General features: G+C 71.1%; 21 protein-coding genes. All 21 read right to left on the bottom strand.

The genetic code is table 11. The features are described from left to right. A complete protein-coding gene (locus N538_RS0112320) occupies positions 1 to 912 on the bottom strand; it encodes a F0F1 ATP synthase subunit gamma (protein WP_028637555.1) in 912 nt (303 codons plus the stop codon). A 3-nt stretch (positions 913 to 915) separates the two neighbouring features. Beyond that, entirely contained in the window at positions 916 to 2,559 is a 1,644-nt protein-coding gene (gene atpA, locus N538_RS0112315) for a F0F1 ATP synthase subunit alpha (protein WP_028637554.1), read from the bottom strand. A gap of 65 nt (positions 2,560 to 2,624) precedes the next feature. Further along, positions 2,625 to 3,434, bottom strand: coding sequence for a F0F1 ATP synthase subunit delta (locus N538_RS0112310; protein WP_051549234.1), 810 nt, complete (start codon positions 3,432 to 3,434; stop codon positions 2,625 to 2,627). Then, the gene (locus tag N538_RS0112305; protein WP_231496207.1) at positions 3,434 to 3,934 is read right to left on the bottom strand and encodes a F0F1 ATP synthase subunit B; all 501 of its coding nucleotides are present in this window, start codon (positions 3,932 to 3,934) and stop codon (positions 3,434 to 3,436) included. The genes N538_RS0112310 and N538_RS0112305 overlap by 1 nt, the downstream gene beginning before the upstream one ends. 72 nt (positions 3,935 to 4,006) lie before the next feature. Then, positions 4,007 to 4,261 (bottom strand): F0F1 ATP synthase subunit C, encoded by a 255-nt coding sequence (locus tag N538_RS0112300; RefSeq protein ID WP_028637551.1) that lies wholly within the window; start codon positions 4,259 to 4,261, stop codon positions 4,007 to 4,009. Positions 4,262 to 4,333: 72 nt separating this feature from the next. After that, entirely contained in the window at positions 4,334 to 5,152 is an 819-nt protein-coding gene (gene atpB / locus N538_RS25155) for a F0F1 ATP synthase subunit A (RefSeq protein WP_036570382.1), read from the bottom strand. Continuing rightward, positions 5,149 to 5,613: an ATP synthase subunit I gene (locus tag N538_RS0112290; RefSeq protein WP_028637550.1), complete on the bottom strand. Its 465-nt coding sequence runs from the start codon at positions 5,611 to 5,613 to the stop codon at positions 5,149 to 5,151. The genes atpB and N538_RS0112290 overlap by 4 nt, the downstream gene beginning before the upstream one ends. A gap of 6 nt (positions 5,614 to 5,619) precedes the next feature. Continuing rightward, the gene (locus N538_RS25150) at positions 5,620 to 5,838 is read right to left on the bottom strand and encodes an AtpZ/AtpI family protein (RefSeq protein WP_036570380.1); all 219 of its coding nucleotides are present in this window, start codon (positions 5,836 to 5,838) and stop codon (positions 5,620 to 5,622) included. A gap of 266 nt (positions 5,839 to 6,104) precedes the next feature. Beyond that, positions 6,105 to 7,244: a glycosyltransferase family 4 protein gene (locus tag N538_RS0112280; protein ID WP_028637549.1), complete on the bottom strand. Its 1,140-nt coding sequence runs from the start codon at positions 7,242 to 7,244 to the stop codon at positions 6,105 to 6,107. A 4-nt stretch (positions 7,245 to 7,248) separates the two neighbouring features. Further along, positions 7,249 to 7,917, bottom strand: a complete 669-nt coding sequence (locus tag N538_RS25145; protein ID WP_197025329.1) for an L-threonylcarbamoyladenylate synthase — start codon at positions 7,915 to 7,917, stop codon at positions 7,249 to 7,251. Then, positions 7,914 to 8,750 carry a peptide chain release factor N(5)-glutamine methyltransferase gene (gene prmC, locus N538_RS0112270; protein WP_028637548.1) on the bottom strand — a complete coding sequence of 279 codons (837 nt, stop codon included), beginning with the start codon at positions 8,748 to 8,750 and terminating at the stop codon, positions 7,914 to 7,916. The genes N538_RS25145 and prmC overlap by 4 nt, the downstream gene beginning before the upstream one ends. Beyond that, positions 8,747 to 9,820, bottom strand: coding sequence for a peptide chain release factor 1 (gene prfA / locus N538_RS0112265; RefSeq protein ID WP_028637547.1), 1,074 nt, complete (start codon positions 9,818 to 9,820; stop codon positions 8,747 to 8,749). The genes prmC and prfA overlap by 4 nt, the downstream gene beginning before the upstream one ends. Before the next feature lie 81 nt (positions 9,821 to 9,901). Next, the gene (gene rpmE / locus N538_RS0112260; protein WP_028637546.1) at positions 9,902 to 10,126 is read right to left on the bottom strand and encodes a 50S ribosomal protein L31; all 225 of its coding nucleotides are present in this window, start codon (positions 10,124 to 10,126) and stop codon (positions 9,902 to 9,904) included. Positions 10,127 to 10,433: 307 nt separating this feature from the next. Then, on the bottom strand, positions 10,434 to 12,059 hold the full coding sequence (locus tag N538_RS27425) for a sensor histidine kinase (RefSeq protein WP_051549233.1): 1,626 nt from the start codon (positions 12,057 to 12,059) through the stop codon (positions 10,434 to 10,436). A 70-nt stretch (positions 12,060 to 12,129) separates the two neighbouring features. Continuing rightward, positions 12,130 to 12,501 (bottom strand): response regulator transcription factor, encoded by a 372-nt coding sequence (locus N538_RS0112250; protein ID WP_028637545.1) that lies wholly within the window; start codon positions 12,499 to 12,501, stop codon positions 12,130 to 12,132. Positions 12,502 to 12,602: 101 nt separating this feature from the next. After that, complete coding sequence (rho, locus tag N538_RS0112245) at positions 12,603 to 14,528, bottom strand: transcription termination factor Rho (RefSeq protein ID WP_028637544.1); 1,926 nt, start codon at positions 14,526 to 14,528, stop codon at positions 12,603 to 12,605. 195 nt (positions 14,529 to 14,723) lie between these two features. Beyond that, a complete protein-coding gene (gene thrB / locus N538_RS0112240) occupies positions 14,724 to 15,632 on the bottom strand; it encodes a homoserine kinase (RefSeq protein ID WP_028637543.1) in 909 nt (302 codons plus the stop codon). A 2-nt stretch (positions 15,633 to 15,634) separates the two neighbouring features. Next, entirely contained in the window at positions 15,635 to 16,723 is a 1,089-nt protein-coding gene (gene thrC / locus N538_RS0112235; RefSeq protein WP_231496214.1) for a threonine synthase, read from the bottom strand. Next, positions 16,714 to 18,027, bottom strand: coding sequence for a homoserine dehydrogenase (locus tag N538_RS0112230; protein WP_028637541.1), 1,314 nt, complete (start codon positions 18,025 to 18,027; stop codon positions 16,714 to 16,716). The genes thrC and N538_RS0112230 overlap by 10 nt, the downstream gene beginning before the upstream one ends. Continuing rightward, positions 18,024 to 19,430, bottom strand: coding sequence for a diaminopimelate decarboxylase (gene lysA / locus N538_RS0112225; RefSeq protein ID WP_028637540.1), 1,407 nt, complete (start codon positions 19,428 to 19,430; stop codon positions 18,024 to 18,026). Before lysA ends, N538_RS0112230 begins: the two co-directional genes overlap by 4 nt. Before the next feature lie 7 nt (positions 19,431 to 19,437). Further along, positions 19,438 to 21,102, bottom strand: a complete 1,665-nt coding sequence (gene argS / locus N538_RS0112220; protein WP_028637539.1) for an arginine--tRNA ligase — start codon at positions 21,100 to 21,102, stop codon at positions 19,438 to 19,440. Positions 21,103 to 21,166: the final 64 nt, after the last annotated feature.

Here is a 21,166-nt window from a genome sequence, read left to right as displayed (position 1 = left end):
TCACTCATTCCCGGCGTTGGCGTCGGCCAGCGCGTTGACGCCACCGACGATCTCGCTGATTTCCTGGGTAATGCCGGCCTGGCGGGCCTGGTTGGCAATACGGGTGTACTTCTTGATGAGCTCGTCGGCGTTGTCCGTGGCGGACTTCATCGCCTTCTGACGGGCGGCGAGCTCGGAGGCCGCGGCCTGCAGCAGCGCGAAGAAGATCCGGCTCTGGACGTACTGCGGGAGCAGCCCGTCCAGGACCGCCTCCGGCGACGGCTCGAACTCGTAGAGCGGCAGCACCTCGGCCGAGTCGGGTCGCTCCTCACCCTCCACGACCTCCAGCGGCAGCAGCCGCACGTCGGTCGGCTCCTGCACCAGCATGGAGCGGAAGCGCGTGAAGACGACGTGGACCTCGTCCACCGCGTGCTCGCCGTCCTCGGCGAGGAACGCCTCGATCAGGGCCTTGCCGATCTCGTGGGCCGCGTCGTACGACGGCTGGTCGGAGAACCCGGTCCACGTCTGCACGACGGGGCGACCACGGAACTTGTAGTACGCCTCGCCCTTGCGGCCGCAGATGTAGGTGTCGATCTCCTTGCCCTCGCTCCGGAGCTTCTCCGCGAGCCGCTCCGCCTCCTTGAGCACGCTCGAGGAGTAGGCGCCGGCCAGGCCGCGGTCGCTGGTCACGATGAGCACGGCAGCCCGCTTGGGGTCCTCCGGCTCCCGCGTCAGCGGGTGGTCGACGTTGGAGTACGTCGCCACGGCCGAGACCGCACGGGTCAGCTCGCGGGCGTACGGCGCTGCCGACTGCGCCCGCTGCTGCGCCTTGATGATCCGGGACGCGGCGATGAGCTCCATGGCACGGGTGATCTTCTTCATCGACTCCGTCGACCTGATCCGCGCCCGGTACTCGCGCACCGAGAGAGCCATGGTTCAGGACCTCTTCTGCTTGACGATCTGCTCCTGCTCGACGTCCTCGTCCTCCAGCGCCTCGGCCTGGGGCTCGTTGCCGACCTTGATCGAGCCGCCCTCGGAGGTCTCGAACTGGTCGAGGAAGGAGTCGTAGGCGCCCGCGAGCGACTGCTCCGTGTCGTCCTCGAACTTCTGGGACTCGCGGATCGTCGAGAGGATGCCGTCGTGCGAGCGGCGCAGGTAGTCGAGGAACTCGCGCTCGAACCGCAGCACGTCCTCGGTCGGCACGCGGTCGAGCCGGCCGCTGGTGCCGATCCAGAGCGAGACGGTCATCTCCTCGAGCGGGTACGGCGAGTACGCCGGCTGCTTGAGCAGCGCCATCAGGCGCTGGCCGCGGTCCAGCTGCTGGCGCGAGGCGGCGTCGAGGTCGGACGCGAACATCGCGAAGGCCTCCATCGCGCGGTACTGCGCGAGGTCGACCTTGAGCGAGCCGGTCACGGCCTTCATCGCCTTGGTCATCGCCGCACCACCCACGCGGGACACCGACACACCGACGTCGATCGCCGGGCGCTGGTTGGCCGCGAACAGGTCCGACTGCAGGAAGATCTGGCCGTCGGTGATCGAGATGACGTTGGTCGGGATGTACGCCGACACGTCGTTCGCCTTGGTCTCGATGATCGGCAGGCCGGTCATCGAACCCGCACCGAGGTCGTCGGAGAGCTTCGCGCAGCGCTCGAGCAGCCGGCTGTGCAGGTAGAAGACGTCGCCCGGGTAGGCCTCGCGGCCCGGCGGGCGGCGCAGCAGCAGCGACACGGCGCGGTAGGCCTCGGCCTGCTTGGTCAGGTCGTCGAAGATGATCAGGACGTGCTTGCCGTCGTACATCCACTGCTGGCCGATGGCCGAGCCGGTGTACGGCGCGAGGTACTTGAAGCCCGCGCTGTCCGACGCCGGCGAGGCGACGATGGTGGTGTACTCGAGCGCGCCGGCCTCCTCGAGGGCGCCACGCACCGAGGCGATGGTCGAGCCCTTCTGACCGATCGCGACGTAGATGCAGCGGACCTGCTTGGTCGGGTCGCCCGACTCCCAGTTCTGCTTCTGGTTGATGATCGTGTCGATGGCGATCGTGGTCTTGCCGGTCGCACGGTCACCGATGATCAGCTGGCGCTGGCCGCGGCCGATCGGGGTCATCGAGTCGATCGCCTTGATGCCGGTCGCGAGCGGCTCGTGCACCGACTTGCGCTGCATCACCGTCGGAGCCTGGATCTCCAGGGCACGACGGGTGTCGGACTGGATCTCGCCGAGGCCGTCGATCGGGGTCCCGAGCGGGTCGATGACGCGACCCATGAAGTTGTCACCCACGGGGACCGAGAGGATCTCGCCGGTACGGCGGACCGCCTGGCCCTCCTCGATCTTGTCGAAGTCGCCGAGGACGACGACACCGATCTCGCGGGTGTCGAGGTTCAGGGCGATGCCGAGCGTGCCGTCCTCGAACTCCAGGAGCTCGTTGGCCATCGCCGACGGCAGGCCACTGACGCGCGCGATGCCGTCCGCCGTCTGGGCGACGGTGCCGACCTCTTCCTTGCTGGCCGCCTCGGGCTGGTAGTCCGCGACGTACTTCTGGAGTGCGTCGCGGATCTCCTCCGGACGGATCGAAAGCTCCGTCATCGTTGTCCCTACTCTCTTGTCTCTTCTGAAGTCTGAATCGGTGGTCGAGCTCGTCGGGACCGCGGTCAGCCGACCAGCTTGCGCCGGGCGTCGTCGAGGCGGCTGGACACGGTGCCGTCGATCACGTCGTCACCGATCTCGACGCGGATGCCGCCGAGGACCGTCGGGTCGACGATCTCGTTGACGTGGATCTCGCGGCCGTACTGCTGGCCGAGCGCCCGGGTCAGGCGCTTGCGGTCGTCGTCGCTGAGCGGGGCGACGACGCGCACCGTGGCGACGTACTCGCCCTTGGCGTCCGCCGCCACCTTGCGGTAGTTCTCGAGCGCCGCGGTCACGGTCCGGTAGGTGCCGGCCAGCGACTGCTTCGCCAGCGCGAGCGTCGCCGGGAGGACCTTGCCGCCGAGCACGTCGTCGAGCAGCGCCTCCTTGTCCGCTCGGTCGCGGGCCGGGTTCGAGAGCGCGTCGCGCAGCTCGGGGTGGCCCGTGACCATGCCGCTGAGGGCGAAGATCTCGTCGGCGAGCTTGTCGGCGTCGCTGCCGACCGACATGACGACCGTCAGCTCGCCGAGGCGCTCCAGGGCGTCCGCGAGGTCCCGGCTCGAGGTCCACCGCAGGCCGGCCGCCTTCACGACCACTCCCAGGGTGAGAGCGTCGACCTTGCCGTCGAGGACCTGGGTGACCAGGCCCTGCTTGGGCTCCGCCGGCAGCGAGGCGTCGCTGGCGACGCGGCGCAGCGCCGGCTCGTCGCGCAGCAGCTGGGCGACGGTGAACAGCTCACCGGCCACCTGGTCCGCGTGCGAACCCGCCCGGAGGGCGCTGTCGAGCTCGGTGCTGAGCTCCCGGAGGGAGTCGGCCGATGCTCCTCGCAGATCCATCAGCTGGCGCCTTCCAGCTCCGTCAGGAACCGGTCGACCACCCGGGTCTGGCGGACGTCGTCGTCGAGGGACTCCCCGACGATCCGGCCGGCGAGCGTGGTCGCGAGCATGCCGACCTCGCTGCGCAGCTGCGCCATCGCGGCCTTGCGGTCCGCCTCGATCTGCGCGTGGGCGTGCTCGACGATCCGAGCGGCCTCGGTGTTCGCCTGCTCCCGCATCTCCGCGATGATCTGGGCGCCCTGCTCGCGCGCCTCCTCGCGGATCCGCGCGGCCTCGTGGCGCGCGTCGGCGATCTGCGACTTGAACTCCTCCTCGGCCGCGTGGGCCTCGGACTTGGCCTCGTCGAGCTCGGCGAACTCTGCGCGGATCGCCTCCTGGCGAGCCGTCATCGCGCGGTTGATCGGCGGGATGACGTACTTGGCCAGCAGGAACAGCAGCAGCAAGAACGCCGCCAGCTCCACGAAGAACGTGGCGTTCGGTACGAGGAAGTTGCTCTCCATGGGAGTGATCGCAACGCTTGCCATCGTTGGGTTCCTTTGTTTCTTCGTAACGGACGGGGCGGGGGCCCCAGGTCAGCCGAGGACGAAGACGAAGAGCGCCATGAACGCGAGGTTGATGAAGAACATCGCCTCGACCAGACCCACCGTCAGGAAGAAGATCGTCTGCAGGCGGCCCTGGGCCTCCGGCTGACGGGCGACACCCTCGATGTACGACGAACCGGCCAGGCCGTCACCGATACCGGCACCGATCGCGCCACCGGCGAGGGCGATGCCACCACCGATGAAGGCACCGGCGAGGGTGATGTCGGATCCCTGAACTGCTGCCATTGAACTTCTCTCCTTGATTTCGCGCCGGGGAGTGGCGCATCGGTTACCTCTGTGAACGCCCGACCACCTGGGTCAGTGCGCTGGTGCGGGGGCGGCCTCGCGGGCCTGCTTCTCGCGCTGCTCGTCCTCGTACTTCTCGTGGATCTCGTGCTCCTCGTGGCCGGCACCGGCCATCGCGAAGTAGAGCACGGTCAGGAGCGCGAAGATGAAGGCCTGGATGACGCCGATGACGCCGTCGAACGCCTTCCAGAGCAGGTTCGGCGCCCAGAGCGCGTAGATCGGGATCAGGCCGATCAGCGCGAGCATGATGCCGCCGGCGAAGATGTTGCCGAAGAGCCGGAGCGCGAGGGTGATCGGCTTGATCAGCTCTTCGAGGATGTTGAGCGGCAGCAGCACGGGGAACGGCTCGGCGAAGTGCCGGAAGTAGCCCTTCCAGCCCTTCTGGCGGATGCCGTAGGTCCACACGCTGAGCATCGTGACCGCGGCGAGGGCGTAGGTCAGGTTCGTGTCCGCGGTCGGTGCCGGGAGCAGGTGCGTGTCGTGGTTGAGCTCGGTCGGGAGCAGCTCGAGCCAGTTCGCGAACAGGATGAAGAAGAACAGCGAGATCGCGAGCGGTGCGACGAACGGGTGCACCTTGCCGAGGTTGTCCTCGACCTGCTTGTTCACCTCGCCGACGACCGCCTCCCACAGCATCTGGGTCTTGGTGGGGACGTGGTCCTCGGTGGTCCTCTTCATCTGCCGGACCACCCAGAAGCCGAGCAGCAGCACGAGGCCGCCCGCCACGAGCGTCGAGATGATCGTGTCGATGTTGAACGTCATCCCGAGCCACACGACGGTCTTGTGCTCGCCGATCGTGATGTCCGACGACGACAGCGGCAGCAGGCCGGTCATGGATTCTTCAGCTCCTTCAGCAGCGGGATCGTGGTCATCACCAGGGCGATGAGCCGGAAGATGGCGAGGCCGAGCAGCAGGCCGATGCCGTCGGGCCAGAACACCACGGCGACGCCGACGGCGACCACCGTGAGGACCGTCAGCCGGACCACCGTGGACATCACCATCTGGTTGCGGGTGGGCTGCTCACCGGACGTGATCGTCTTCAGCAGCCAGTACTCGGTGGCCAGGTGGTTGACCAGGCCGAAGAGGACGCCGCCGGCGATGCAGCCGGCCAGCCGCCACTCGCCGAGCTGGCCGACGATCCAGAAGCTGGCGACCATCAGGCCGACTGCGACGCCACCGATCTTGCGCTGGTCCCTGACCACGCGCCAGACCGACGCCGTGCCCGGCTGGGTGGGCTCGCTCATCTCGGTGCTCATCTCGGTGCTCGTCTCCGTGCTCGTCTCGATCGTGCTCACCGGGGCTCACCCCCGAAGGGCGGCACGGACCTTGACGACGAAGCCGGCGCAGCCGGCGAGGATGCCCAGGCCGATGCCGACCAGGACGAAGACGGGCGAGGTGCCGGCCGCCTGGTCGACGAGGTAGCCGATGACGAGACCGGCGATGACGGCACCGGCGAGCAGGCCCCCGAGGCCGACGAGGTCACGGCCTCGCAGACCGGCATCGGAGCGCTCATCGGCCATCCACCCAGGTCCCATTCTTCGGAAGCGTCATCGGCACATTTGTTGGCAGGGAAGAACACGCCGGGGAGGCGGGCACGGGAAGTGGCCCACCTGTCGTCAACCGGCGACTGCGCGAAACTACCACAGCCCGACGCGCCCCTGACCAGGGGCGGGACCGGGGTCCGGATCGTCGCGGTCGTCATGGTCGGCGGCCGTTCTGTCGTCGTGTCGGGCGGTGCTTGTGAAAGTTAGCACAAGCGTTCGGGACCCTCGAAACCGGGGTGTGCTCACTCCTCCGCGAGCGCCGCCCTCGGACGGTGCAGCTTGGGCAGCAGGAACGTCGCGCCGATGGTGAGCGCGGCGAGCACCGCCAGCGCGAGCCACATCGACGCCTCGTCGCTGTAGAGACTGATCAGCACCGTGCCGAAGGCGACCAGGGCGGCCCACATCCACATGATCAGCACGGCGCGGCGATGGGAGTGGCCGATCTCGAGGAGCCGGTGGTGCAGGTGCTGCTTGTCCGGGGCGAACGGCGAGCGGCCGGCCCGGGTGCGGCGCACGACCGCGAGCATCAGGTCGAGGATCGGGACGACGAGGATCGAGATCGGCAGCAGCAGGGGCAGCAGCGTGGGCAGCAGGCTCGCCTGGGAGCCTGCCGCGCCCTCGGTGATCTGGCTCGGCGAGAACTGGCCGGTGAGCGTGACCGAGCTGGCCGAGAGCACCAGGCCGATCAGCATCGACCCGCTGTCCCCCATGAACAACCGCGCTTGATGGAAGTTGTGGGGCAGGAAGCCCGCGCACGCGCCGGCGAGCGCTGCGCTCAGCAGGGCTCCGGTGGTCGCCAGGGAGAGGTTGTTGAAGCTGGAGAGCTGGTAGCAGTAGACGAAGAACGCCGCGGCGCCGATGCCGACCACGCCGGCCGCCAGGCCGTCGAGCCCGTCGACGAAGTTCACGGCGTTCACGGTCGCCACGACGATGAAGCCGGTGAGCAGCGCGCGCTGCGCCGGGTCGATCGTGTACTGCACGTCGCCGGGGCCGGGAAAGAAGTAGTACTGGATGCCGAAGGCGATGAGGAAGCCCGCGGCCAGCACCTGGCCCCCGAGCTTGGTGAACGCGTCCAGCTCGAAGAGGTCGTCGAGCACCCCGACCGCACAGATCAGCGCACCGGCCACGAGCACGATCCCGGCGTCGCGGAAGACCAGGGGGCCGCTCTGGGACAGGAACGGCAGCTGCCGGGCGACGACGTACGCCGCGACCAGGCCGCCGAGCATGGCCAGTCCGCCGAGGTAGGGGATCGGCACCGCGTGGACGTCGCGGTCGCGCACCTTCGCCACCGCGCCGGTGCGCAGCGCGATCTCCCGCGCGATCACCGTGAGCAGGTAGGTCGCCGCTGCGGCGACGAGGAAGACGAGGAGGTACTCCCGCAACGCCTCAGCCTTCGTCCGTGAGGGCGGCGCCCAGCGGCTCGAGCACCACGTTCAGCTGCTCGAGGGACAGCGCACCGCGGCGGAGGACCCGGCCCTCGGTGCCGGTGCAGTCGATGATGGTGGAGGCCTGGCCGCCCGGGGACTCCCCGGCGTCGACGATGACCGCGACCGAGTCACCGAGCATCTCCTCGGCCTGGTCGGCGTCGGTGGCGGCCGGCATGCCGGTCCGGTTCGCGGAGCTCACCGCCAGCGGGCCGGTGCGCTCGAGGATCTCGCGGGCGACCTCGTGGTCGGGCATCCGGACGGCGACGGTGCCGCGGGTGTCCCCGAGGTCCCACTGCAGCGAGGTCTGCTGGTGGCACACGACGGTGAGCGGACCGGGCCAGAACGCCTCGACCAGGGCGCGGGCGTAGCCCGGCACCCGGGTGGCGAGGGCGTCGAGCGTGGTGACCGCGCTGACCAGCACCGGCGGCGGCATCTCGCGGCCGCGCCCCTTGGCCGCCAGCAGGCCGCGAACGGCGGCCGGGTCGAAGGCGTCGGCACCGATGCCGTACACGGTGTCGGTCGGGAGCACCACGAGATCGCCGCGCTGCACGGCGAGGCTGGCGGCCTCGACGGCCTCCTCGCGCTCCTCCGCGGTGCCGGTGGGGTATCGGTCACTCACAGAGGTCATCGTGCCAGTCGCGCGGTCGTGTGGCGTGGCCGACCTGCCAGGTCGCGGTGGTCGCGTACGTCGACCCACCGGCCGCTCCCGGCGAACACCGCCGGGGCGGACTCGCCCTGCACGTCGGCGTGCTCGAAGCCGACCACTCCCCCGGGCCTCAGCAGCACCCCGGCCCGGTGCTCGAGGACCCGGATCGCGTCGAGGCCGTCGGCGCCGGAGAACAGGGCGAGGTGCGGGTCGTGGTCGCGCGCCTCGGGCGCCACCGACTCCCACGCCTCGAGGGGGACGTACGGCGGGTTGCAGGTGATCACGTCCACCGTGCCGGCCAGGTCGTCGAACGCGGTCGCGAAGTCGCCCTGGCGCAGGTCGACGCCGGTGCCGGCCAGGTTGCGCTCGGCCCAGGCGTACGCCGACTCGTCCAGCTCGACCGCGTGGACCTCGGCGCCCGGCACCTCGTCCTTCACCGCCTTCGCGATCGCACCGGAGCCGGTGCAGAGGTCCACGACGACCGACCCCTCGGCCGCCCGCTCGATCGCCCACCCTGCCAGCAGCTCGGTCTCCGGCCGGGGCACGAACACACCGGGACCGACCGCGAGCTCGACGTGGCGGAACCAGGCGACCCCGGTCAGGTGCTGGAGCGGCTCCCGGCGCGCGCGGCGGTCCACCAGGCCGGCGTACTCCTCCGCGGTCGAGGGCGTGACGACGTCGACCAGCGCCAGGTGGCTGCGGCTGGTGCCGAGCACGTGCGCGAGCAGCTCCGCCGCGTCGTGCTCGGGGCTCGCGACCCCGGCCGCTCGCAGCTGCGCAGTGGCGGCGGCGAGCAGCTCGCGGCGCTCGGTCACTGCTCGAGGGCGCCGAGCCGGGCAGCCAGGTCGGCCTCGACGCACGAGTCGAGCACCGGCTGGAGGTCGCCGTCCAGGACCTGGTCGAGGTTGTAGGCCTTGTAGCCGGTCCGGTGGTCGGAGATCCGGTTCTCGGGGAAGTTGTAGGTGCGGATCCGCTCGGACCGGTCGACGGTGCGAACCTGGCTGCGGCGGGCTTCGCCGGCCTCGGCGTCGGCGGTCTCCTGGGCTGCCTGGAGCAGCCGTGAGCGCAGGATCCGGAGTGCCTGCTCCTTGTTCTGCAGCTGCGACTTCTCGTTCTGGCAGCTCACGACGATGCCGGTCGGCAGGTGCGTGATCCGAACCGCGGAGTCCGTCGTGTTGACGCTCTGACCGCCGGGGCCGCTGGAGCGGAAGACGTCGATCCGGAGGTCGTTCTCGTCGAGCTGGACGTCGACCTGCTCGGCCTCGGGCAGCACGAGCACGCCGGCGGCGCTGGTGTGCACCCGGCCCTGCGACTCGGTGACCGGCACCCGCTGCACGCGGTGCACGCCGCCCTCGAACTTGAGCAGTGCGTACGGCGCCTCGCCGGGCGGCGGGGTGCCCTTGGCCTTCACCGCGACGGTGACCGACTTGTAGCCGCCCAGGTCGGACTCCGCGGCGTCCAGGATCTCCACCTTCCAGCCGCGCGCCTCGGCGTACCGGGTGTACATGCGCAGCAGGTCGCCCGCGAACAGCGCGGACTCCTCCCCGCCCTCCCCGGACTTCACCTCGAGGATCGCGTCCTTGTCGTCGGTCGGGTCGCGCGGGACCAGCAGCCGGCGCAGGCGCTCCTCGGCGCCGTGACGGCGCCGCTCCAGCGCCTCGGCCTCGTCGGCGAACGACGGGTCCTCGGCGGCGAGCTCGCGGGCCGCCTCGGCGTCGTCGACCAGCCCGGTCAGCTCGCGCCAGGCGCCGATGATCGACGAGAGCGCGGCGTACCGCTGGTTCAGCTGCTTGGCCAGCCGGGCGTCCGCGTGCGTCTCGGGAGCGCCGAGGCGCTGCTCGAGCTCGGCGTGCTCGGCGAGCATGCCCTCGACGGCTTCGAACATCGAGACCCTCCTGCTGGCGACTGCGGACAGAAGACGAGCGCCGGCCCTGCCCCGTGGGCAGGAACCGGCGCTCGGAGACAGCTACTTCTTGGCGTCAGCAGCCTTCTTGGCGTAGCGGGCCTCGAAGCGGGCGACGCGGCCGCCGGTGTCGAGGATCTTCTGCTTGCCGGTGTAGAACGGGTGGCACTGCGAGCAGACGTCGGCGTGGATCGAGCCCGACGTGGCCGTGCTGCGGGTGGTGAACTGAGCGCCGCAGGTGCAGGTCACCTGGGTCTCGACGTACTCCGGGTGGATGTCCTTCTTCATGCTGTCCTCTCCTCGGCCGCCGGGTCGCCCCTCCCTACGAGGTGGCGTGAACCGGAGCCAGCACACGATTGTGTCATGGGTCAGAACGCCGGGGTAATCGGCGTTGTTCCTCGGGCCCGGACGGTGGGGTGCGCTCCGGGGTCGGTGGCTCCGCGCAGCCACTTCAGCCACTCTTGCCACCGGTTCACCATGGTCCGTGGGCGAGCCCGCACTCCCCACGGTGTGCACGCCCGGGGAAGTGACGGCTTCCCTGCATCGCCTGGTGGACCAGCGGCACCCGACAACGACGGTCACGCCCGGAGGCGGGTCAGACCCGGCGCGTGAACGCCGGCACGATCCGCGGCACGGAGGGGTCGATCTCGGGCTCGGGAGCGTGCGCAGCGGCGGCCGCGGCCTCCTCGGCGGCGAGCAGCTCGTGCGGCAGCGGGGCGGGCATCCGGTCGGGGTGCAGGGTGAGGCGTACCGCGACGGTGGTCCCCTGGCCCTCCACGGAGTCGATGACGACGTCCCCGTCGTGCTTGTCGATGATCGTCTGCATGATGCGCAGGCCCAGGCCGGTGCCGGCGATCTCGTTGAAGACGGCGTTCGAGGCGCGGAAGAAGCGGGTGCCCAGCCGGTCGATCTCGGCGGCCGGGATGCCGATCCCGTGGTCGGCGATGGTCACCTCGACGGTCGCGCCGGAGCGCTGCAGCCCCACCTCGACGGTGCCGCCGTCGTGGCTGAACTTCACCGCGTTGGTGAGCAGGTTGAGGAACGCCCGGTGCAGCATCGCGCGGTCGGCCAGCACCGGTACGACGTCCTCGGGGGTGTCCACGCCGACGTGGATGTTGCGCCGGGCCGCGGTGATCCGGATGTCGGTGACGACCTCGCGCACCAGCAGCGCCAGGTCGACGGGCTCCATCTCGGAGGCTCGACCCTCGGCGCGAGAGAGCGCGAGCAGGTCGTCGATGAGGGTCTTGAGGCGGGTGACGTTGCGGCGGGTGGCCTCGAGCATCCGCTCGTGACGCGGCTGCAGGTCGTCCTCGAACTCCTCGGCGACCAGCTCCAGGTAGCCGGCGATGGTGGTGAGCGGCGTGCGCAGCTCGTGCGACACGTTCGAGACGAAGTCGTCCCGCGCGGTGTCCAGGCTGCGCAGCTCGCTCTGGATCCGTCCCTCGACGGCTCGAGCCCGACCCTGCGCGTCGGCGAACTCGTTGAGCGCGGACGCGACCGCCTGCACCTCCTTCGGCCCGGCCAGCCGGGCCCGCACCTCGTGGTCGTGCTTCGCCATCTGCTGCACGACCTTCTCGAGGTCCAGCAGCGGCTGCGACAGCTCGGACATCAGCTTCCGTCGCGACCGCGAGAGCAGCCACCAGGCGACAGCCGCCAGCAGCACCACCGCCAGGATCGTGCCCTTCAGGCGGTACGACGCCGCGGTGCTCGACGCCCGGACCCGGCTGTCGAAGGCCTCGGTCGTGGCCTGGTGCGCGCTCCGGATCGAGTCGAACAGCTGGCTCCCGGTCTTCACCTGCTGGGGCGGGGCGGGCTCCCCTCCGTCGGTCTTCATCCGCGGGGCGGCGTACGTCGAGATCCACTCCTCCGCGGCCCGCTCCTGGCGCACCATCAGCAGCTCCAGCTCGCTGTCGCCCTGGGCGAACCGCCGCGCCGCCTGCTCGTCCGCCGGCAGCCGGACCAGCGCCTGCTCGTAGTCGTCGGCGGCGGCCCTGGTGCCGGTGCCGCCCCACGACTCGACGGCGGCCGACATGTCGGTGAGGTCCTGGTAGACGCTCTGGTTCGCCGCGGCGGCCGGCTGGAGCTCCCGGGTCAGGTCGTCGACCGCGGTCGTCGACAGCACGACTCCGAGCACGGCGATGAGGGCCATCACCGCCGCCATCGCCCCCAGACGGACGATGACGGGCGAGACCAGCCGCGCGACCGGACGCCCTCCACCCATGACGCCATACCCCCCTCAGCGGCAGGGTACCGCCGGAGGACTCCCGGGATCTCGGGAATGCGCCAGTCGCTCAGCCGGACCGGGTGAGCAGTGCCTGCACCCGCGAGGCGAGCTCGCGGGGGCTGAACGGCTTGGTGATGTAGTCGTCCGCACCGGAGTCGAAGCCCGTCTCCACGTCGGACTCCTGGGCCCGGGCGGTGAGCAGGATGACGGGGAGATCGGCCAGCGCCGGGTCCGCCCGGATCGCGCGGATCGCATCGAGCCCGGACACACCCGGCATCATGACGTCCAGCACCGCGAGGTCGGGCCGCTCGGCCTGGCAGGCGTCGATCGCCGCCGCCCCGTCGGACACCGCCACGACGTCGTGCCCGAGCGTGGACAGCTTGAACTCCACGAGCTCGCGGATGTCGACGTCGTCGTCCGCGACCAGGATCCGGGCCACTCGTCCCCCTTCGATCGGTGTGCGTCGCAGCCTAGCCCCGATCGGCTCCCCGCGAAGCAGAAGGGCCGCTCCCCCGGGGAACGGCCCTTCCGGCGTATCTGTCAGTCCTCGCGCCCGCCGCTCGGGGTCGGCGTGGTCTTCTGCACCTGCATGAGGAACTCGATGTTGGTCTGCGACTTCTTCAGGCGCTCGAGCAGCAGCTCGAGCGCCTGCTGCCCGTCGAGCCCGGAGAGCACCCGGCGCAGCTTCCAGACGATCTGGAGCTCCTCCTTGCTCATCAAGAGCTCCTCGCGCCGGGTACCGGACTGGACGGCGTCGATCGCCGGGAACAGCCGCTTGTCGGCGAAGTCGCGCCGCAGCCGGATCTCCATGTTCCCGGTGCCCTTGAACTCCTCGAAGATCACCTCGTCCATCTTCGAGCCGCTCTCGATCAGCGCGGTCGCGAGGATGGTCAGGGAGCCGCCGTTCTCGATGTTGCGGGCCGCACCGAAGAACTTCTTCGGTGGGTAGAGCGCCGCGGAGTCGACGCCGCCCGAGAGGATCCGCCCGCTCGCGGGCGCCGCCAGGTTGTAGGCCCGACCGAGGCGGGTGATGCCGTCGAGCAGCACGACCACGTCGTGGCCGAGCTCCACCAGCCGCTTTGCGCGCTCGATGGCGAGCTCGGCGACCATCGTGTGGTCGCTCGCCGGGCGGTCGAAGGTCGAGGAGATGACCTCTCCCTTGACCGAGCGCTCGAAGTCGGTGACCTCCTCGGGGCGCTCGTCGACGAGCACCACCATCAGGTGGACCTCGGGGTTGTTCGTCGTGATCGAGTTCGCGATCGACTGCATGATGATCGTCTTGCCGGCCTTGGCGGGCGACACGATCAGGCCGCGCTGGCCCTTGCCGATGGGGGCGGCGATGTCGATGACCCGCCCGATCAGGTTGTCCGGCGTCGTCTCGAGGCGCAGCCGGTCCGAGGGGTACAGCGGGACCAGCTTGGCGAAGTCCACGCGGTTCTTCGCCGCCTCCGGGTCCGCGCCGTTGACGCTGTCGATGCGGACCATCGGGTTGAACTTCTCCTTGCGCTCGCCCTCGCGGGGCTGACGCACCTGGCCGACCAGCGCGTCACCGCGGCGCAGGCCGTACTTGCGAACCATCGAGAGCGAGACGTAGACGTCATCGCTGCCGGGCAGGTAGCCGCTGGTGCGAACGAACGCGTAGTTGTCGAGCACGTCGAGAATGCCCGCGGCCGGCACCAGGACGTCGTCGTCGAGGATCGTGGTGTCGGGCTCGTTGCGCCCGCTCCCCGCCGGCCGCTCCCGGTCGCGGCCCCGGCGCCGCCGGTTCCGGCGGCTGCCCTGGCCGTCCTCGCCGAGGTCGGCCTGGCCCTGGCCGCCCTGGTCCTGGTTCCGGTCCTGGTTCCGGTCCTGGTTGCGGTCCTGGTTGCGGTCCTGGCTGCTCCGGTCCTGGTTCCGGTCCTGGCCGCTACGGTCCTGGCCGCCGCGGTCCTGGCCCCCGCGGTCCTGGCCCCCGCGGTCCTGGCTGCGGTCCTGGTTCCGGCCCTGCTGACCGCCGCGGTCCTGGCTGCGGTCCTGGCCGCGGTCCTGGCTGCGGTCCTGCTGGCCGCCCTGGTTCCTCTCCTGCTGGTCCTGCTTGTCCGGCCGCCGGTCCTGCTGGGACCGGTCCTGCTGGGGCGCCTCCTGCTTCTGGCGGTCGCGCTGGTCCTGCCGTTGGTCCTGCCGGGGCTCGGACGTCGGCTCGGACTTCGGCTCGGACCTCGGCTGGCGCTGCCGGTCCTGCTTCGCCTCCGGGCGCTGCTCGGACTTCGGCTCGCGCTCCTGCTCGGAGGGCCGGCCGCCCCCCGACTGGTGGGCCTTGATCGCCTCGACCAGCTGGGCCTTCTTCATCGATCCCGCACCGGGGATCCCCATGCCTCCGGCCATCGACTTGAGGTCGGCCAGCAGCATGGAGTTGAGCCCCCCACCGCGCTTCTTCGCCGGCTTCTCGTCGCCGGGGGCGGTGGTGGATTCGACGGTCTCCGTCACGTGAGGTCCTTCCCACGTATCTCGCCGTCCCGGCTCCGGGGCGGCGGCATCGGTCGCTGCCTCCACATCCGCCGGGCTGCGATCAGAAGGCAGTCGCGGGTGCGCGACAGCGAGGTCGCACGTGGATGAGGAGGAGGTCGCACCGAGAGCTCGGGCGCTCCACCAAGATACACCGGGCCGGCCGCGACGCCGGTATCAACCCAGCCGCGCGCCGTCCCGGTCGATCCGCAGGTGGTGCGCCGCCCAGCCGTCCGGACAGCGCGCCAGCAGCCTCGGGGCGCCGCCCGCGTCGGTGAACGCCAGCACCGTGGGTCCGGCCCCCGACACGATGGCCGGTACGCCGTCCGCCCGGAGCGCGTCGACCAGGGCCAGCGACTCCGGCATCGCGGGGCGGCGGTGGTCCTGGTGCAGGTAGTCGCGGGTCCCGCGCAACAGGTGCTCCGGCTGGCCGGCGAGCGCCGCGACGAGCAGCGCCGCGCGGCCCGCGTCGGCCGCGGCATCCGCGTGCGGCACCCCGGCGGGCAGCAGGCCGCGGGCGACCTCGGTCGAGACCGGGGTCGGGGGGACCAGGACGACTGCCTCGATCCGCGGGTCGACGGATGAGCGGACCGCGTAGAAGTCTCCGTCGGCCAGCCCGTCCCGGCCGGAGATGACGAAGCCGCCGTACAGCGCCGGTGCCACGTTGTCGGGATGACCCTCGAGGGTGGCGGCGAGCCGGAACAGCGCGTCGTCGTCCACGAGCAGCGACCCGCCCGCGACGAGCCCGCGCGCGAGCACGACGCCCGCGACGATCGCGGCCGACGAGGATCCCAGGCCGCGCGCGTGGGGGATCACGTTCGTGCAGGACAGCCGCAGCCCCGGCGGCTGCACGCCGGCCAGGTCGAACGCCGCCCGCATCGACCGCACCACGAGGTGCGACTCGTCCAACGGGACGTCGCCCGCTCCCGTGCCGGACACGGTGACCTCGAGCCCGGAGCCCGTCACCTCGGCCTCGAGGTCGTCGCGCAGGTCGAGCGCGAGGCCGAGGGAGTCGAAGCCGGGACCGAGGTTGGCGGACGTCGCCGGGACCGAGACGCGGACCGGGCCCTCGACGAACCTGGTCATCCTCACGCCAGCCCGGCGGCCTCGGCCGCGGCGGCCACGTCGACGTCGACGACCGTGTCGACGATGGTGCCGCCGCTCTCGGTGAAGCCCTCCAGGGCCGTGGCGGTGTCCTTGAGGCCGTGCCCGGTGACGGTGATCGCGACCGTCGCGCCCCGATAGGACTCGCCACCGGCCAGCTCCTGGAGCAGGCCCGCGACGCCGGCCGCGGACGCCGGCTCGACGAAGACGCCGTCGTGCGCGGCGAGCTCGCGCTGCGCCGCGAGGATCTGCCCGTCGCTGACGGCCGCGAACCGGCCGCCGGACTCGTCCCGGGCGGCCTCGGCGAGCTTCCAGGACGCCGGGTTGCCGATCCGGATCGCGGTCGCCCGGGTCTCCGGGTCCGGGAACGGCTCGCCGGTCACCAGCGGGGCCGCGCCCTCGGCCTGGAAGCCGCGCATCACGGGGGTCCTGGTGGCCAGGCCGGCGCCGGCGTACTGCGTGTAGCCGAGCCAGTACGCCGAGATGTTGCCGGCGTTCCCGACCGGGAGCAGGTGGTAGTCGGGTGCGTCACCGAGGAAGTCGACGATCTCGAAGGCAGCCGTCTTCTGGCCCTCGAGCCGGATCGGGTTGACCGAGTTCACGAGCGCGACCGGGTAGTCCCACGCCAGCCCCTTGGCCATCGCCAGGCAGTCGTCGAAGTTGCCGCGGACCATGATCACCTGGGCGCCGTGCAGGATCGCCTGCGCCATCTTGCCGGCGGCGATCTTGCCCTCGGGCACCAGCACGAGCGGCTTGAGCCCGGCCTTCGCGGCGTACGCCGCCATCGAGGCCGAGGTGTTGCCCGTCGAAGCGCACACGACCGCGGCGGCGCCGTCGTGCCTGGCGACCGAGATCGCCGCGGTCATGCCGCGGTCCTTGAACGAGCCGGTCGGGTTGTCGCCCTCGACCTTGAGCCAGACCTCGGCGCCGGTCAGGCCGGACAGCCACTCCGAGAACACCAGCGGCGTGCCGCCCTCGCGGAGCGTGACCGCCGTGGTGCCCTCGGGGATCTGGAGGAGGTCGCGGTACTCCTCGATGACCCCGCGCCACTGGTGGGTCCGACTCATTCCGATGCTCCTTCGACCCGCATCACCGAGGTGACCTCCCGGACGATGTCCATGCTGCGCAGGTGCTCGACGGTCGCGCCGAGCTGCGCGTCGGTCGACTCGTGCGAGACCACGACGAGCTGGGCGTCCAGGCCGCGGCCCTCCTGGCGCACCGTCTGGATCGAGACGCCGTTCTCGGCGAAGGCGGTCGCGACCGCGGCCAGCACGCCCGCGCGGTCGTCGACGTCGATCGCGACGTGGTAGCGGGTGATCGTCTTCCCCATCGGCAGCACCGCCCGGTCGGCGTACGCCGACTCGCCGGCGCCGCGAGTGCCCGCGAGGCGGTTGCGGGCGATCGTGACGAGGTCGCCGAGGACCGCCGAGGCGGTCGGCGCGCCACCGGCGCCCGGGCCGTAGAACATCAGCTGGCCGGCCGCCTCGGACTCCACGAAGACCGCGTTGTACGCCTCGCGCACCGACGCGAGCGGGTGCGACCTCGGGATCATCGCCGGGTGCACGCGGACGGCGACCGCGTCCTCTCCCCCGGGCCCGGCCCGGAGCTCCGCGATCGCGAGCAGCTTGACCACGCTGTTCATCTCCACGGCCGACTGCACGTCGGCGGCCGTGACCTCCGTGATGCCCTCGCGGTAGACGTCCGCGGCGGTGACGCGCGAGTGGAACGCCAGCGACGCGAGGATCGCGGCCTTGGCGGCGGCGTCGAACCCCTCGACGTCGGCGGTCGGGTCGGCCTCGGCGTAGCCGAGGTCCTGGGCCTCCTCGAGCGCCTCCGCGAAGCCGGCCCCCGAGGAGTCCATCTTGTCGAGGATGAAGTTGGTGGTGCCGTTGACGATGCCGAGCACGCGGGTCACGCGGTCACCGGCCAGGGACTCCCGCAACGGACGCAGGATCGGGATCGCGCCGGCGACGGCGGCCTCGTAGTAGAGGTCGCGGCCGGCCTTCTCCGCGGCCTCGAACAGCGTCGGGCCGTCCTCGGCGAGCAGCGCCTTGTTGGCCGTGACGACCGAGGCCCCGCTCTCCAGCGCGGCGAGGATCAGGGACCGGGCCGGCTCGATGCCGCCGATCACCTCGACGACCAGGTCGACGTCCTCGCGCGTGACGAGGCCGATCGCGTCCGTGGTCAGCAGGCCCTCGGGGACCTCGACGTCGCGGGCGGCGTCCAGCCGCCGTACGGCGACGCCGACCAGCTCGACCGGGGCGCCGACGCGCGCGGCGAGGTCGCCCGCCTGCTCGCCGAGCAGCCGCACCACCTGGGAGCCGACCGAGCCACAGCCCAGCACGGCCACCTTGAGCGGCTTGGCACTCTCCTTCACGACGCATCACCCATGTCCGTTGCCAACAGGTCGTCCTCAGTCTCGCGGCGGACCACGACGCGCGCGACCCCGTCCCGCACCGCGACCACCGGCGGCCGCAGGGCGTGGTTGTAGTTGGAGGCCATCGAGCGGCAGTACGCCCCGGTGCCCGGCACCGCCAGCAGGTCGCCCGGCGCGAGGTCGCCGGGGAGGAACTCGTCCTTCACCACGACGTCACCCGCCTCGCAGTGCTTGCCGACCACCCTCGACAGCACCGGCGGCGCGTCCGACACTCGGTTGACGAGCGTGCAGGAGTAGTCGGCGTCGTACAGGGCGGTGCGGATGTTGTCGCTCATCCCGCCGTCGACGGAGACATAGCTGCGGACGGCGCCGCCGTCGAGCTGCACCGCCTTGACCGTGCCGATCGTGTAGACGGTGCACATCGCCGGGCCGACGATCGCCCGGCCGGGCTCGACGGAGAGCCGCGGCTCGGGGATGCCCAGCGCCCGGCATTCGTGCTCGACGATCTTGGTCATCTCGGTCGCGAGCTGCGCCGGGTCGGAGGGGTCGTCCTGGGTGGTGTACGCGATGCCGAAGCCGCCGCCGAGGTCCAGCTCGGGCAGCGTGACCCCGAGCTCGTCGGAGATGCGCGCCTGGAGCGCGAGCACGCGCCGGGCGGCGACCTCGAAGCCGGAGGAGTCGAAGATCTGGCTGCCGATGTGCGAGTGAAGGCCGAGCAGCTCGATGCCCGGCGCGGCCTCGACCCGTCGTACCGCCTCGAGGGCATCTCCCGAGGTGATCGAGAAGCCGAACTTCTGGTCCTCGTGCGCGGTCGCGATGTACTCGTGGGTGTGCGCCTCGACGCCGGCCGTCACGCGGACCATGACGCGAGCGGTCATCCCAGCCTCGGCGGTGATCGTCTCGAGCCGGGAGATCTCGTCGAACGAGTCGACGACGATCCGGCCGACGCCGGCGGCGACCGCGCGGCGCAGCTCCACCAGCGACTTGTTGTTGCCGTGGTAGCCGATCCGCGCCGGGTCGAAGCCCGCCCGCAGCGCCACCGTGAGCTCGCCGTCCGAGCAGACGTCCAGGCTGAGTCCCTCCTCGTGCACCCACTGCGCGACCGCGGTGCAGAGGAACGCCTTGCCAGCGTAGAAGACGTCGTACGCCGCGAACGCGTCGCGGAAGGCCCGCGCCCTGGCGCGGAAGTCAGCCTCGTCGAGGACGTACGCCGGGGTGTTGACGTTCGCGACGAGCTCGGGGACCGACAGCCCACCGACGTGCAGCTCGCCGCCGGCCTTGTGCGCGGTCATCGACCAGAGCTGCGGGACCAGCGCGTTGGGGTCGACGGGCTGGCGCAGCCAGGCCGGGCCGCGCAGGGCTCCGGACGCGTGCGCCCAACCGGCCTCGTGGGTCGTGCTCATGCGGTTCTCACATCCGCTCGGGCGCGGAGACCCCGAGCAGGCCCAGCCCGTTGGCCAGCACCGTCCGGGTGGCGGCGACCAGGACCAGGCGGGCCCGGTGCAGGTCGCTCGTCTCCTCGTCGCCCATCGGCAGCACCCGGCAGTTGTCGTAGAACCGGTGGTAGACCCCCGCCATGTCCTCGAGGTACCGCGCGACCCGATGCGGCTCGCGCAGCTCCGCGGCAGCCGAGACGACCCGCGGGAACTCGGCCAGCGACCGCAGCAGGTCGCCCTCGCGCTCGTGCGAGAGGAGACTCGGGTCGAAGTCGGCCGTGGACCAGGCGATGCCGAGGTCGCCGGCGTTGCGCAGGATCCCCGACACCCGGGCGTGGGCGTACTGCACGTAGAACACCGGGTTGTCGTTCGACGCCTTCGCCCAGAGGTCGAGGTCGATGTCGATGTTGGAGTCGCTGCTGTAACGCGCCATCGCGTACCGGGTCGCATCGACGCCGATCGCGCCGACGATGTCGTCGATGCTGATCACGTTGCCGGCGCGCTTCGACATCCGCAGCGGCTCACCGTCGCGGACCAGGTTGACCAGCTGGCCGATCAGGATCTCGAGGTTCACGTGGGGGGTGTCGCCGAACGCGGCGCACATCGCCATCATCCGGCCGACGTAGCCGTGGTGGTCCGCGCCCAGCATGATGAAGCAGCGGTCGAAGCCGCGCTCCCGCTTGTCCAGGTAGTACGCCAGGTCGCCGGACAGGTAGGCGCCCTGCCCGTCGGACTTGATGATCACCCGGTCCTTGTCGTCACCGAACTTCTCGGTCGCGAGCCAGAGGGCGCCGTCCTTCTCGTAGGTGTTGCCGAGCTCGGTCAGCCGGTCCACGGCCCGCTGCACGGCCCCGCTCCGGTGCAGGTCGTCCTCGTGGAAGTAGACGTCGAAGTCCACACCGAAGTCGTGGAGGCTCTGCTTCACCTCGGCGAACATCATCTCGACGCCCTCGGCCCGGAACACCTCCTGGGCCTGGTCGTCCGGCAGGTCCTTGACCTCGGGGCGCTTGGCGACCACGGCGTTCGCGATCTCGTGGATGTAGTCGCCGCCGTACCCGTCCTCGGGTGCCGGCTCCCCCTTGGCGCTGGCCAGCAGCGATCGGCTGAACCGGTCGATCTGCGCGCCGTGGTCGTTGAAGTAGTACTCCCGGGTCACCTCCGCCCCGGCCATCTCGAAGACCCGGCCGAGGGCGTCGCCCACCGCGGCCCACCGCACCCCGCCGAGGTGCAGTGGACCGGTGGGGTTCGCGGACACGAACTCGAGGTTGATCTTCTCCCCCGCGAGGAGGTCGCTCGCGCCGTACGACGCGCCGGCGTCGACGATCTGCGCCGCCACGATGCCCTGGGCGCCGGCCGCGACGGTGATGTTGAGGAAGCCCGGGCCGGCGATGTCGACCCCGGCGATCCCGTCGGTCCGCTCGAGGCGCTCCCGGACCAGGGCCGCGAGATCGCGCGGGTTCATGCCCGCCCGCTTGCCGAGCTGGAGGGCGACGTTGGTGGCGTAGTCGCCGTGTCCCTTCTGTCGCGGGCGCTCCACCGTCACGCTCGTCAGGGCGCCGTCCGGCAGGGTGATGGCACCCTCGTCGGACAGCGTCGTCAGCACGTCGGCGATCGCGGTGGAGAGCTGCTCGGGAGTCACCGGCCAAGGGTATCGGCGCACCGGCCGCGGACCCGCACCGATATCGGCGGTGGGACGAGCGGCA

It is taken from the genome of Nocardioides sp. URHA0032, from assembly GCF_000620645.1.
GTDB lineage: Bacteria > Actinomycetota > Actinomycetes > Propionibacteriales > Nocardioidaceae > Nocardioides.
Note: the sequence above shows the minus strand (reverse complement) of the source record. Positions and strands in the feature narration are given on the sequence as shown.